Origin of the sequence: Flagellatimonas centrodinii, from assembly GCF_016918765.2 — a bacterium.
Classification (GTDB): domain Bacteria; phylum Pseudomonadota; class Gammaproteobacteria; order Nevskiales; family Nevskiaceae; genus Polycyclovorans; species Polycyclovorans centrodinii.
On record NZ_CP092104.1, the window covers coordinates 900,079 to 914,016 of the forward strand.

The window sequence follows — 13,938 nt, forward strand, 5'->3', positions numbered from 1 at the left end:
AAGCACAACAAAAAGGGCGGCGCGGTGGCAACCACGCCGCCCATCGGCATCATTTTACGCTGTCTGCGGCTCGGATTTCCGATACTGGGCGATCACCGCCTCGCGCATCGACGGCTTGATGTTGGCGCGGCTCATGTCACCGTTGAAGTGCGCCACCACCTTGGGGTTCATCAGGCGGAACCAGAGCGGCGGGAAATAGGCGATCAGCACCATCGCGGCATAGCCCGAGGGCAGTGACGGCACGCCGTCGAAGTGCCGCAACGTCTGGTACGACCGCGTCGGGTTGGCGTGGTGGTCGGAGTGCCGCTGCAGCTGATAGAGCACCACATTGGTGACGATGTGGTTGGAGTTCCAGGAGTGGTGCGGCTGGCAGCGCTCATAGCTGCCATCCGCCTTCTGCTGCCGCTTCAGGCCGTAGTGCTCGAGATAATTCACCACCTCCAGCAGGCTGCCGCCATACACCGCGGCGAACAGCATCACCGGCAGCGCCCAGAGGCCCAGCCACGCCGCCATGCCGGCCCAGATGACGACTGTCATCGCCCAGCTCTGCAGGTTGTCGTTCTGCCAGTGCCAGACACTCTTGCCGCGCCGCGCCAGGCGTTGCTTTTCGAGCTGCCAGGCCGACTTCAACGAGCCGATGATGCAGCGCGGGAAGAACTCGTAGAACGATTCGCCGAACCGCGAGGTGGCCGGGTCCTCCGGCGTGGCGACCCGCACGTGGTGACCCCGATTGTGCTCGACGAAGAAGTGGCCATAGGCCCCCGGCGCCAGCGCGAGCTTGGCGAGCATCCGCTCCAGCGGCGCCGTCTGGTGCCCCAGCTCGTGACCGATATTGATCGCCAGACCACAGATCAGCCCAGTGGACACCAGCATGCCGGCGGTTTCGTACCAGGCCAGGTCAAAGTGCATGATCGCCCAGATCATGAACGCCCAGGCACCGAGGTAGACCGGCACCGCGGCGTACAGCGCCCAGCGGTAGTAGCCCTCGGCGGCCAGCTTGGGGATGGCGGCGTCGGGCGGGTTGCCCTCGTCTTCGCCAAACAGATAATCCATGGCCGGGATCAGGCCGTAGAGAACCCCCAGCGGCGCCCACAGCCACAGCGCATGGCCACCGAGGAAATACCAGGCGGCCACCGAAGCCACCGGCAGCAGAAAGATGGCGGCCCCCAGGGGCCACAGATACCGTTTGTTGTCACGCCAGACGACGGACGATGCAGCGACGGTCGACATTGCGGAAAGCTCCTCGAATCTTTGGGTAACCGATCGTTCAATAAAAACTAACCAAGCGTTCAAGAGCTGTCAAGGCTCGGCGCCTCAGCGATGCCTCTTTACCCCATGGAGAGAGCACAGCGCCGCGGTATCAGGCGCTGAGGTAGGCCGCGATCATCCGCGCCTGGGCGGCAATCACCTCATCCCGGGGCAGCAGCGGCCGTGGCAGGCTGAGGTAATGCACCGTGGTGTAGAGCGTGCTGCTGATGATCACGAACAGGGCCGCCGGCAGGTTCTGCAGCTTCACTTCGGTGGCGTGCAGCAGCAGATACTGACGGCAGGCTTCCACCATGTGCCGTTCCAGCTGCACGAGTGCGCGCTGGCCGCGCAGTTGCTGCCAGTGGCGGATCAACTCCAGCCGCGCCGGGTCCTGCTGGACGAAGTCGAACACCGCTTCCAGCAGACCGGCCGCCGCCGCTTCCGGTGGCGCCTGCAACAGGCCGGCCAGGCGGCTGTCGACCAGCGCCATGAGGTCCCGCACCAGGCGGTCCAGCACCGCATCGACCAGCGCGTCCTTGTGCTCGAAGTATTGGTAGAGCGAGCCGACGCTGACCCCGGCGCGCGCCGCCACATGGTTGGTGGTGGTGTCGGCCAGGCCCTGTTCGGCAATGGTCAGTGCCGCGGCGTCGACCAACGCATCCACCATCGCGCGGGAACGGGGCTGCCGGGGAATCTTGCGCATGACGATACCGAGCCAACAGATGCGAGTTGAATGCGAGTAATGACTCGCATGAGTCTACGCGCATGAACGCGCCCGTCCAGCCCCATGCCCATGCCCAACCCCTGCCCCGCCGTCACGGCGCCGATCTCAGCACCGGCCGCCGCATGGCCGGCCCGCTGCGCTGGCTGATTCGCGGCGACCCCACGCCCAGCCCAGCCCAATGGCAGGCCGTGGGCGAATCGTTGTTGCAGGGCGACCCCGCCGCCGATGCGCTGGTGGCGTGGATGGGTGAGGTGGGCATGGCCACCAGCAAACCCCTGTTCGACCGCGCCGCCTGTGACGGCATCGGCCAGCTCGACGCGCCGCCTGCCCCGCTGCGACAGTTCTTCGCCACCGTGGAAACGGTCCCGGCGTGGGTCGACCCGGTACGGCTCGACGCCGGCGCCCGCGCCTGTGGCCTCTCCGGGCTCACCGGCATGCGCGTGTTGCGCGACTTTGGCCTCATGGCCGGCTACCAGGCCGCCGCCATCAACCGCACCCTGGTGATGACCGGCGCGCTCAGCAAGGGCGCCCAGAAACGGGTGGCCGAGACCACCAAATGGTGGATCGACTGCACCCGCCCCGGCGGCATGGCGGTAGGCGCACCGGGCTACGTCAGCACCCTGCAGGTGCGCCTTATCCACGCCCTGGTGCGGCGCCATCTGGTGGCACGGCCGGACTGGGACAGCACCGCCCACGGCTTGCCCATCAACCAGGGCGACATGCACGCCACCTATCTGGCCTTCAGCGTCATCTTTCTGATGGGGCAACGCCTGCTGGGCGTGCCGATCACGGCCGCCGAGGGTGCCGACGTGATGCATCTCTGGCGCTACATCGGCTGGCTGATGGGCGTCGACGACCGCTGGCTGCATCACGACGAACAAAGCGGCCGCATCGCCCTGTACCACAACCTGCTGGCGCAGGCGCCACCGGACGCCACCAGCCGCGAGCTGGGCCGCGCCTTGATGGACGAACCGCTGGGCCGCCACTACCAACGCTTCGGCTGGCTGCAGGGCCGCTTCAACCGGGCGCGCCACCTGAGCATCGCCCGCACCTTCCTCGGCCGGGCGGGTATGCGGGCACTCGGCCTGCCCCCCACCGTACTGCCGTGGTACCCGGTGCTGACCACCGCCCCGCGCTGGTTGCTGATGCAACTGCTGCGGCAACTGCCCGGCGGCGCAGAACGCCTCAGCCAACACGGCCTCAACGCCCAGGCCGCGTATCTGCCGGTGCTGTTCGGCGGCGACGATCCGCGGCTGCGGGATGCGGTGGGAGTGGAGGCAGTGCCGAGTGTTGAGCAATGAGAATGGCAACCGCTGTTGCTGTGGCCTTGTCTTCAGTCGCGCCGATGACGTGCGTGCCCCCTCTTCGGCGTATTTTTCTGCGCCGCCCCTTGCAAAAGGCGAAACTAGCCAGATAACCTGTCCAGTTCATATCCCAAGGAGCCTGCCATGGATCCCAATCCCTGGTCCTTGCAGGACGCGAAGAATCGCTTCAGCGCCGTCGTCGAAGCTGCCATGAGCGGTGCGGCTCAGTTTGTCACCAAGCGAGGGCGGGCAGCCGTGGTGGTGGTATCAGCCACCGAGTACCAACGACTACAGTCGGTGGAAAAGGGGCAAGCCACCTCCCTGGCCGAGCACCTGCTGGCGATGCCGCAGGATGATCAGGAATTCGAGCGCATCCCCCTGACGCCGCGCGATACGACACTCTAGGCCGAGGGCCCACCCAATGTATTTACTGGACACGGACGTCTTGTCGGGACTACGGCGGCAGAGTCGACATCCCGGCCTGGTGCATTGGATCAAGCACCAGCGGACGACGGACTTATACCTGAGTGTGATGGTAATCCCCCCACAGGATAGCGGCAGCCGGGAGTGGAATTTTCTCGTAACCTGAGTCGAGGAGGTTCCCATGCGGAAATCACGATTTACCGACAGCCAGATCATGGCGGTGTTGAAGCAGGCAGAAGGTGGCGCGCCCGTGCCTGAGCTGTGCCGGGAGCACGGCATCAGCTCGGCGACGTTCTACAAGTGGCGGTCGAAGTTCGGCGGCTTGGACGTCTCGCAGCTCACCCGGATGAAGGAGCTGGAGGACGAGAACCGGCGGCTGAAGAAGATGTACGCCGAGTCCCAGATGAGCGCGGAGCTGCTGAAGGAAGCGCTGTCAAAAAAATGGTGAGGCCATCTCAGCGCCGAGAGATGGCCCGATGGGCGGTAACTTCCAAGGCGATCAGCATCCGGCAGGCCTGTGTGACCTTTCAGGTCAGCGAGACCTGCTACCGGTACCAGGCCAAAGCCGAGCCTGAAAACGTGCGCATTGCCGATTGGCTGGTGCGGCTCACCAGTACCTACCGCAACTGGGGCTTTGGGCTGTGCTTCCTGTACCTGCGCAACGTCAAGGGGTTCGGGTGGAACCACAAGCGCGTCTACCGGATATATCGCGAACTGGAGCTCAATCTCCGCATCAAACCGAAGAAGCGGCTGCTGCGACAGCTGCCGCGGCCCCTGACAGTACCGCTGGCATGTAACGAGGTCTGGTCGATGGACTTCATGCACGACCAGCTCAGTGACGGCCGCAGCTTTCGGTTGTTCAACGTGCTGGATGACTACAACCGGGAAGGGCTCGGGATCGAAGTGGATCTATCGCTGCCATCGACACGGGTTATCCGCAGCCTGGAGCAGATCATCGAATGGCGCGGCACACCGCGGGTCCTGAGGTGCGACAACGGCCCGGAACTGATCAGTGGCGCGCTCATGACCTGGGCCAGGGAGAAAGGCATCCGCATCGAATACATCCAGCCGGGAAAGCCGCAGCAAAATGCCTATGTCGAGCGCTACAACCGAACCGTACGCTACGACTGGCTGAGTCAACACCTGTTTCACAGCATCGAGCAGGTGCAGCAATCCGCCACCGACTGGCTCTGGTCGTACAATCACGAAAGGCCAAATATGGCACTTGGTGGCATTACCCCCATGCAGCGGCTTGCTGCCGCTGCGTAGCTCCACTTCTGAATGCCGTTAAAAATGGGGGGATTACCTGATGACGTTGGGTGAGATCGAGCGTGGCATCGTCCAGCAGCGCAGCTCCGACCCCGCGTTTGCAGAACAACTGGCCGACTGGTTTGATCGTGTCACCTCGCTCTACCAGGATCGAATCCTGCCGATAGACGCCCAGACCGCAAGGTGCTGGGGGACGTTGGTCGCGAACTTGGGACACAGCAGCACCGACCTGATGATCGCCGCCACCGCGATGACACACGGCCTGCAAGTGGCCACCCGCAACGTCCGGCACTTCACGCCTACAGGCGTTGGCGTGGTCAATCCGTTCGACAGCAAAGGCGTTCTCTCGCAGAGCCGACGATAGAGTGCTGAGTGCCACGTGATGAGTGCTGAGAGAGGCAACCGCTGTTGCTATGGCCTCGGCCGTTACTCGGAACTCATCACTCAGCACTATCCTTTGCACCCAGCACCATCTTGTCTACTCAGAACTGAAAAAGGCGGCCCGAAGGCCGCCCTTGGAGTTACACACTGAGCTGATCAGAACGTCTTGGAGATGCTGAAGCCGACCAAGCGAGGGTCCAGGGTGAACACGTTGGTCGTCAGACCGGTGTCATCCGAGTTGAGAAAGGCTCCGGTAATCGGCGTGTCATTCAGCACGTTCTTCACGTATAGCTCCATCGCCAATGCCGAGCGCGGGTGCTCCATACGAACCGCCAGGTTGACGTTGTGCCAGGACTTCAACCGGTCATAGGGCTCGAAGTTGTAGATGCGGTGATAGGACTCGTCCTGCCAGTACACATCCCCGCGCAACGTTGCCCGCCACTCATGCTTGAACATGTCGATGCCGTACTGGGCCCCGAAGTTTGCTGTCAGGCGTGGCGAGTTCGGCAACTCATTGCCGCCCAACTCTGCCAACAGGCCGGCTCCGCCGTTGAGTTCGGGGTAGTCGTTGACGTCGTAAGTCTCACCCGTCGCCGGATCGATGAGTGGAGCTTGTAATGTTCCATAGTAGCCACCACAGATCTGGAAATAGTTCGTAATACCCTCGGTCTGCAGTCGATGAGCGGCAACCGCAGCAGGAACCACACAGTTCGAAGGCAACTGCGCCCATGGCTTGGCCACTACATAGTCTGCATTGCCTTGTGTGCGGTTCATGATGTCGATAGACATTTCGCCGTCATCAATTCGAGTGCGAAGGTAGCCAACGTTGGCCACCATTTGAAAGTCAACAGTTGGCGCAAACACAGCTTCCAGCTCAGCCCCCCAAACCACGGAATCAAAGTTCTCATTAACTGCTGTACGGTCGCGGATCTGTGACACTTGGTAGTCTTTGTAGTCATACATGAAGGCGGTCGCATTCAGAATCATCGCTCCGTCGAAAAGGCTGTTCTTGGCGCCAACTTCGAAGGCATTGACATACTCCGGCTCAAACGTTCTCTCATACTCGACGGAAGTCAATTCTAGAACCCCCGGGGCGCCGCCTACACTCATCTCCAATATCTGGGCCATTTGCTCATCGATATGCCCATATGCAATTAGGTCTGGCCAGGTAGAAAATCCTGGGCTTGGTGGATTAGCCCCCCCACCCTTGTAGCCTCGCGAATAGAAGGCATAGAGGAGAGTTTCTTCGGTGAAAGGAGTGTCCAACTTCCAATCAATACCGATACGCCCCGTCCCTTCTGCCCACTGCTGCACGATATCGTCCAGCTGAGGGTACCCGCGGCTCACGTATCCGCCAGCGAGAGCACCGACCGACAACAAGACTTGGCTGGGGACGGGTGTGAAACGTTTTTCATCACGGGTATAACGAAGGCCGACGGTTATCTTGGCCGCATCGTTCAACTGCGCGTACAACTCGCCGAATGTCGCATAAGAGCTGAGCTTATAAGGATTCTTTGAGCGGAAGTAATTGTGCCCCTCACCATCAATAGACTCTACAGGGTTAGGGTCGATATACGGGCAAGTCGAAAGCGGGTCAGCGGTAGACACCGGGGGGCCAGCGTAGATGAACGTCGAGTTCCGACACATACTCGGCTCAAACGGGGCGCTGCCGATGGGACCGTTGAATGGCGGGATCATTGAGTACAACGTCAGGAGGTTGTACATCACGTAATAGTCAGCCAACACATCGAATCGGGTGTAGTTCGCACCGAGACTGAAGTTGAGCGGACCATCGAATTCACTCTGTAACCGCAACTCCTGACTGAATTGCTCAGCCGATGCTTGAGCAATGTCAAATCCGGCCAAGGAGTTGGAGCACCCCAACTGCGGGTCACAGAATATTCCGCCCGGAAGAATATCCCTGTATGGGCTCGGAACCCCCGGCTTCCCACTCGCGTCGAGCCTAGACGAATCAACAAAGATCGGTTGCGTATTGAACCGATTGTAGTCTTGAAACGAATACGTCTGATCGTCAACGTAAGCCGAATTGGAGTGCAGCATCAGCCCCGCACCAAGATCGATATCCAGATTTAGATTGATGAGATCGGCTTCTGCGCGATAGATCGGATCGCGGAAGGATGCCACTGTCCGCAGGTCGGACGATTGCATTTGACCACCATAGGGATCCTTAACGAGGATCGGAGCCCCCACTTTTTCGCCAGTCAAAGAATCCTGGCCAAGTGCTGATGACTGGGCGCTGAGCATTCCGAACACAAAGGTGATCGCCAGGCCATTGGGTGTACCGAACGCCGCAGCGTCGAACAAGCTTCCGGCTTGACAGCCCTGAGAGAACAGGGCTCGGCGCAAGAGATTCTGCTGGGGGGCGTTGTCCAGATTCTCAATCGTATATCCATTTATAGCGCTCGGACCATCATCCCGATGACACAGCTGCTTCCCGGTTCGTGATCGGTTGTCCTCTTCGTTGAAGTGTTCCCAGATTAAATTGCCCGTCAGCCAGTCAGTCGGCTGGAAGCCAAGGCTGATTCGCCCCGTCCAGAGATCACGACCGTTGATGCTGTTGTTGGTGATCGTGTTGTAGTCGTAGCCGTCGCGGTTGGTATAGGCCCCCGCAATCCGTAAACCCAGCATGCCGGGCACCAGTGGCAGATTGATCACCGCCGAGCCGCGCCGGCTCTGATAGTTGCCAACCTCCGACTTGAGCGTGGTGCTGAATTCATGCAGATCAGGCCGTGCCGAGATGACGTTGACCACACCCCCGGTCGAGTTGCGGCCGTACAAAGTGCCTTGTGGACCGCGCAGCACCTCCACCCGCTCGATATCCAGATACTCCTGTTCGAACAGACGGTTCTGGATGATGGCGGTGCCGTTGAAGGAGACCGCGACCCCGGGATCGGAAGTCGCCGAAATCGACTGGGTACCGACGCCGCGGATCTGGAAATTGTAGCCGGTGAAGTTGGTCTTGGTGAAGCTGACGTTGGGGATCGCTTTGAGCAGGTCGAAGCCGCCCTCGATCTTGTAGGCGTTGAGGTCTTCCGCCGAGAACGCGCTGATCGCAATCGGCACATCCTGTAGCCGCTCTTCCTTCTTCTGCCCGGTGACGATGATTTCCTCAACCCCTGCCCGGCGGGCTTCCGCAACGCTGGTGGCGTTGCCGTCACCGAACCCGCCAGCGCCCTCCCCCGCGGCACCGCCTGGGTCGACGGGGGCCAGAGTCATGGGTGCGGCGTTGGGGTCGGTGAGGGCGACGGTGCTTTCGCCGACCACGGTGTATTCCATGCCGCTACCGCTGAGCAGTGCATCCAGTGCGGCGGCGGCGGTGTAGGTGCCGGTGATGCCGGCGGTTTCGCGATCGACCAGGTCATAGCCGCTGGTGACGACCTGCACGCCGCTCTGGTCGGAATAGGTGATCAGCGCTTCGGCGAGCCCCTGGGCGGGGATCTCGTAGGGCTGCTCGCGCGGGCTGAGATCCTGCGCGTGGGTGGCGAGGGGCAGCGTTGCTACCGCTGCCGCACACAACATAAGAAAGCCCAATAGCAGGGGGCTGCCGGGCAGGGGTGAATGACGACGGGTTTCCCCAACGGGTCGCAAGGCACGCATGGCGCTGTCTCCTCTGGCACATCAGCTGGTAGAGCCGCTTTTAGTTCGCGGTTACTAGCTAAACGGACGTCCAGTGATTTATTGCAACGCTGCGCGTAATCCCGATGAAAGACAAGCAGTTAGAAATCTGCGAGAGGATGAAGGTTCTCAGCACTCATCACTCATCACTCACCACTCATCACTGTCTTGTGCCATGCAAGCACAATCTCCTCGCTGTTCTGGCGGGCGACGGTGACGGGGAAATAGGTGGTGAGCGCTTCGATGAAGGTGCCGGTCTGGCCGGTGTCGAAGGCGCCGCTGAGGCGCAATTCTGCCAGCGCCGGGTCGGCGATGGCAATGCGTCGCTTGGCGTAGCGGTTCATCTCGATGATGGCGTTGCCGAGCAGGTCATCCTCGAAAATCACTTGGCCGTTGCGCCAACTGGTCACCCGTTTGATGTCGGCCTGGCGGACCAGCGGCGGGCTGCGTGTGCTGGCAGTGCCGGTGCTGGCGGCGGCGATCAGCTGTTGGCCCGGAGACAAGACAGTGCTGAGTGGTGAGTGCTGAGTGCTGAGGGCACCCGGGGGGGCCACATCGCGTTGCGCGTTGCCCGTTGTCCGTTGCTCGTCGGGCACACTTTCGGCGACTTCCACCTTGCCTTCGATCAGGGTGACTTCGAAGCGTTGGTCGCTGACACGTACGTCGAAGGCGGTGCCGAGGGCGGTGACCTGGCGGCCGCCGGCGGCGACCACGAAGGGGCGGTTGGCATCCTTGGCGACTTCGAACAGGGCCTGGCCGTGCTGCATGCGAATGTCGCGCCGGTCCGGCTGGTAGCCCACCACCAGACGGCTGTCGGTGTTCAACGTCAAGCGGGTGCCATCGTCCAGGGTCACCACCAGTCGCTCGCCGACGGCGGTGCGGTAGAGGGTTTCGCCATTGAGCGCGAGGCGCGCGCCTTCAAACAGGCTGCCGGGCAGTTCTTGCCAGGGCGCGCCGGTAAACGCCAGCAACCCGGCCATGGCCGCCACCAGGGAGGCCGCCATGGCCAGTGCCACCCGCGGCCAGCGCTGACGCCGCAGGGCCACCCGGTTGAGCGTTTCGTTGCGCAGCGCCATCAGCGCCGGGGTGTCGGCCACGGTGGCAATGCGCTCACGCGCGGACTCGATGCGGGCAAAGGCTTGCGCGTGAGCATCGCTGAGGTCGTACCAGGCCTGGAAGGCCCGCCGCAGGATCGGATCGTCGCCACTGCTCCGCAGGGTTTCGCTCCAGTGTGCAGCCGCAATCTCCGGAGTGGCGCCCGGATCGCGTGCGTCAGTTCGGTCCCGAGGGTCCCACTTGTTCATCCACTCACTCACTCATTTCCAGCAGGGCCGACAGATGGGCCAGGGCCTTGGCCATGTGCGCTTCGACCGAGCGCGTGGAGATGCGGAGCATGGCCGCCACCTCCGGGGTCTTGTGCAGCTCGAGGGCGCGCAGCACGAAGATGTCGCGCGTGCGCTCGGGCAAATGACGCAGCGCATCCACCACGCAGCCGATCGATTCCCGCCCCAGCGCCACCCGTTCGGGGGTGATCTCCGCCGCCACCTCGTGAGCGGTCATGTCGAAGGACTCATGCGCCGCTTTCAGGTGCATGGCGTCGTAACGACCGCGGTCGGCGTAAACGTGGGCGGCGGTGCGGAACAGGTAGTTCTCGATGGCCGCAATCGGCTCGCCGCTGGCACGCCGCAACAGGCGCAGAAACACTTCCTGCACCAAATCTTCGACATCCGCCGCATCACCCACACGCCGCCGGAAGAAGCCTTCCAGCGGCGCGCGAAAACGCCGCACCAGGGCGTCCCATTGCGAGGCCTCGTCGGCCCCCAGGTCTGCCAGCGCCACCCGTTCGGGCGCCGGATTCGGCAGGCGTTTCAACGGCGTCTCCTCCACTTCGCGGGTGGTCGCCCGAGGCAGCCTACGCCTCGGTTCTGGCACGCGCAAACCCGGCCGCCCGGACATCTGCACGCGCCTTGCTGCATGTCAGAACGCCAGCTTCAGCCCCACGCTTCGGGCATCGAAGCGGGCGCCGGAGCGGTCCAGGTAGACGATGTAGTCGGCGGTGAGGTGCAACCCGCCGTCGAGCAGGCCCGACAGCACATTGAACTCAAGGCCCCCGCCATAGCTATTGCCGCTTTCGGACTCACCAAAGCCATCGCGCGCCAGTGCCGTGCCGCCCGCGGTGAAGCCCGCGGCCCCCTCGAACTCCGCCTTGACGCGGCTGTAGCCCACCAGGCCGAACAGGCGCACCTGTTCGGTCACGGGCCACTGCGCCCGCAGGAACAGCCCGACCAACTGTTGCAGGCCGAGATCGCCGTTGACGGCCACCGGCGTCGGGTCGGTGGTCATCAGCGTGACGTTGTCATCGCCACCCATGCCGCCGTGCAGTTCCACGCTGAGGTTTTCGCTCAGCTGTTGGCCCAGCACCAGACGCACGCCGCTGGCTTCAGCAAAGCCGTCTTCCAGGTCCCAATTGAGACTGCTGACGCTGGCATAGCGGGCGGGCCCGGGTGCGATATCGCTGTCCGCCATTGCCGGCGCCGCGGCCAGGGCCAGCAGCAATGCCGGGACTGCGGGGGTCACTCTGAATTTCATGAACGTCTCCTCCAATGGGCGCTGCCACCACGGTGTCGGCGCCGCTTCTGTTGTCGCGATGGCCACTGCGGTCGCCGCGGACCGGGATGCCCGGCGCTTCACCACAGCACCCGGAAGCCGGCCGTCAGGCCCAGGCTCTCGTAGTCACCGAACACACTGTTCGCCTGCAGATAGCCGTTGAGCCGGCCGGCGGCATCACCCAACTCCACCCCCAGAGCCAACTCGCCGAGACCGCTGTCGAAGGTGTCGCTGACGCGGGTTTCGGTGCCGGGGATCAAGCTGCCGTCCGGGTTGTGGCTGCTGATGCGGACCGGGGTATCGCCCTGCAGCTCTTCCCAATAACGCGCCGAGAGCAGGTACGACAGCCGCCAGCCCTCAAGACGCTGGTCGTACCCGACCCGCCCGCCGAGGCTGGCACGCAGGCTCTGGGGCGAATCACCGCCGAAGACTTCGTTGGTCGGGCGGCCGGCGGGGTCGCCGCTGTACAGCGTCATCTCGCTAAACTCGGTGCGCACCCACGATGCGCCCAGCATGGGTTCAGCATACAGGCCGCCGCCCAGGTCGAGGTGCAGCCCCAGTTCGGCGCGAGCATCCACACTCTGGGTCGAGGCGTCGAGCACGTTGTACTCGCTGGTGGCAACGTCGAAGCGGGAGTCGGCGAAGTCCATCTCGATCCAGCTCATCTGGACCTGGCTGTCGAAGTAGACGGTGCCGGCGCGATAGCTGGCATGGCCGGCGATCGCGGCACCATCGAAGTCCGCCTGGACATTGCCCTGGTCAAAATCGAGGGCGGCATTGATGTAGCTGCCCGAGCCGCCAATCACCCAGGCCGAGCCCAGTCGGAAGTCGCGGCCGATGCTGAACACCGAGCTGTCGATGTCGTAGCTGTTGTCGAACGCATAGGTATTGCCAAATGCCGACGCCGTCTGCTTGCCATCGCGCGAGGCGCTGTCATGGGTCAGCCGCACCCAGGCGCCGTCGCGCTCGCCCTCGGCGATGTTGCGCAGGTCGCTGCGACGTTCGAACCACTGTCGGCTCGCACTGCGGGACATGCCCTGCACCGCCTGCACCAGCAGCGGCAGTCGATGCGCACGCTGCCCTGCCACGCTGACCAGCTTGTGCTGCTGCGCGGCTTCGTCATACACCAGCGGGAACAGGAATAGGCCTTTGTCGATCGCCTGCGTCGCCGGATCGTAGCCGTCGGATTCCGGCGACAGCACGAAATGACCGGCACCACTTTCGCCCTGAGTGACATCGACGATGACGATGCCGTCCGGGTTGAAGGCACCGAGGTCGCTGGGCACCTGATCCTTGAGCACCACCTGGGTGACACCGGAGGTCTGGCCGCCCAATAGCTCCATACAATCTGCGCCCGGAAGACTTAGGATGCCGCCAATGACGGAACGTTGCTGACAATTCCGCTGAGGTCGGCCCATGCCGAGGGAGGTATCCAGCACGAGCGTACTGCCGGCCATCCCCATGAAATGAGTATCCGGCATAGTCAGCGTTGTGGCGATTTCGCCGTCGGTCTCGGGATACAGCTCGCCGCATCGTGTTGGCACCGCCGAGAGATTCCCAGGACGATTAAGACAGAAAAGATCAGCGAACTCGCTCGCCGGACGATTTGACTGCTCAGCAGCCCACCCGCCAAAAGTGATCGTCCCACTATTGGCGAATACCTCCAGCCCGACCAACGTCATCTCGTGTGCAACCGGATAGTGGAACGAGTTGTGCGTTACATCCTCTCCGCCACCGCTGACGGTTCGTGCGAAGCGCGCGCCGCCGACCAACATGACTCCAGCGTTATCGAGAACATCACCCCCATTCCCGAAATCGATGCCGCTCAGCTGCAGGCCGCTACGATCACCGTTCCGCGCAATCCCTTTACCTGAAGACGTGACAAAACCTCCATCCAGTATTTGCAGCCGGTCATCTCCACTGCCCAGTTGACTTGTACCCTGAATAAGCCATCCACCCGGAACCGGGGTCAGTCGGTCATGTGCGGCGACGGCAATGTCCACACCCCCCGAGGTCGCTGAGAAGTCGATCTGGCCAATCCGGATACCGGCAAGCACTTCCAGCTCAATCCGGCCCGCCCCCATGCCTCGAATCAGCTTGACGTCCGTAGCGACTCCAGAAGGGGCCCGTGGAGTATTCACCGTCATTGAGGTCACGCCGTCCGCCGCCGCATTGATGGTAATCAGCGTTTCGGGCCGGATACCCGTGGTGTCACATACCACCAACTCCGCAGGCGCAGCGCCTGCGCCACAGTCCACCTGTGCTTGGACGGGCGTTCCGATCAATACCAGCCCCAGCAGCAGTAGCATGGGCCCCAATGCAATAGTTTTTGTGTGATCGTTCATG

General features: G+C 62.7%; 11 protein-coding genes. 4 read left to right on the forward strand and 7 right to left on the reverse strand.

Features of this window, described 5'->3' with window-relative positions; genetic code table 11:
• Positions 1-54: 54 nt before the first annotated feature.
• Together JN531_RS04395 and JN531_RS04400 are read right to left on the reverse strand one after the other, a co-directional pair.
• Positions 55-1,230, reverse strand: coding sequence for an alkane 1-monooxygenase (locus tag JN531_RS04395; protein WP_228347642.1), 1,176 nt, complete (start codon positions 1,228-1,230; stop codon positions 55-57).
• Between the two features lie 130 nt (positions 1,231-1,360).
• Positions 1,361-1,951, reverse strand: coding sequence for a TetR/AcrR family transcriptional regulator (locus JN531_RS04400; protein ID WP_228347643.1), 591 nt, complete (start codon positions 1,949-1,951; stop codon positions 1,361-1,363).
• A 62-nt stretch (positions 1,952-2,013) separates the two neighbouring features.
• Between JN531_RS04400 and JN531_RS04405 the strand changes: the two genes are divergently transcribed.
• From JN531_RS04405 to JN531_RS04420, 4 genes are all read left to right on the forward strand, one after another.
• Positions 2,014-3,273, forward strand: a complete 1,260-nt coding sequence (locus JN531_RS04405) for an oxygenase MpaB family protein (RefSeq protein WP_228347644.1) — start codon at positions 2,014-2,016, stop codon at positions 3,271-3,273.
• 147 nt (positions 3,274-3,420) lie between these two features.
• On the forward strand, positions 3,421-3,681 hold the full coding sequence (locus JN531_RS04410; protein WP_228347645.1) for a type II toxin-antitoxin system Phd/YefM family antitoxin: 261 nt from the start codon (positions 3,421-3,423) through the stop codon (positions 3,679-3,681).
• A gap of 199 nt (positions 3,682-3,880) precedes the next feature.
• Positions 3,881-4,968 (forward strand): IS3 family transposase gene (locus JN531_RS04415; protein ID WP_228347576.1). Its coding sequence is split into 2 segments (ribosomal slippage): positions 3,881-4,133 and positions 4,133-4,968, totalling 1,089 coding nucleotides; the frame shifts between segments, so codons are not numbered across the junction.
• A 40-nt stretch (positions 4,969-5,008) separates the two neighbouring features.
• Positions 5,009-5,332 (forward strand): type II toxin-antitoxin system VapC family toxin, encoded by a 324-nt coding sequence (locus tag JN531_RS04420; RefSeq protein ID WP_228347646.1) that lies wholly within the window; start codon positions 5,009-5,011, stop codon positions 5,330-5,332.
• 173 nt (positions 5,333-5,505) lie between these two features.
• On the opposite strand, the gene JN531_RS04425 is transcribed toward JN531_RS04420, so the two are convergent.
• The 5 genes from JN531_RS04425 to JN531_RS04445 all read right to left on the reverse strand — a co-directional run bounded on the left by JN531_RS04425 (position 5,506) and on the right by JN531_RS04445 (position 13,937).
• Positions 5,506-8,967, reverse strand: coding sequence for a TonB-dependent receptor (locus tag JN531_RS04425; RefSeq protein ID WP_228347647.1), 3,462 nt, complete (start codon positions 8,965-8,967; stop codon positions 5,506-5,508).
• Between the two features lie 164 nt (positions 8,968-9,131).
• Positions 9,132-10,289 carry a FecR family protein gene (locus JN531_RS04430; RefSeq protein ID WP_228347648.1) on the reverse strand — a complete coding sequence of 386 codons (1,158 nt, stop codon included), beginning with the start codon at positions 10,287-10,289 and terminating at the stop codon, positions 9,132-9,134.
• Positions 10,290-10,293: 4 nt separating this feature from the next.
• Positions 10,294-10,857 (reverse strand): RNA polymerase sigma factor, encoded by a 564-nt coding sequence (locus JN531_RS04435; protein ID WP_228347649.1) that lies wholly within the window; start codon positions 10,855-10,857, stop codon positions 10,294-10,296.
• Between the two features lie 105 nt (positions 10,858-10,962).
• Positions 10,963-11,574, reverse strand: a complete 612-nt coding sequence (locus JN531_RS04440) for an outer membrane beta-barrel protein (protein ID WP_228347650.1) — start codon at positions 11,572-11,574, stop codon at positions 10,963-10,965.
• Positions 11,575-11,672: 98 nt separating this feature from the next.
• Positions 11,673-13,937 (reverse strand): autotransporter outer membrane beta-barrel domain-containing protein, encoded by a 2,265-nt coding sequence (locus tag JN531_RS04445; protein WP_239795345.1) that lies wholly within the window; start codon positions 13,935-13,937, stop codon positions 11,673-11,675.
• Position 13,938 lies beyond the last annotated feature (1 nt).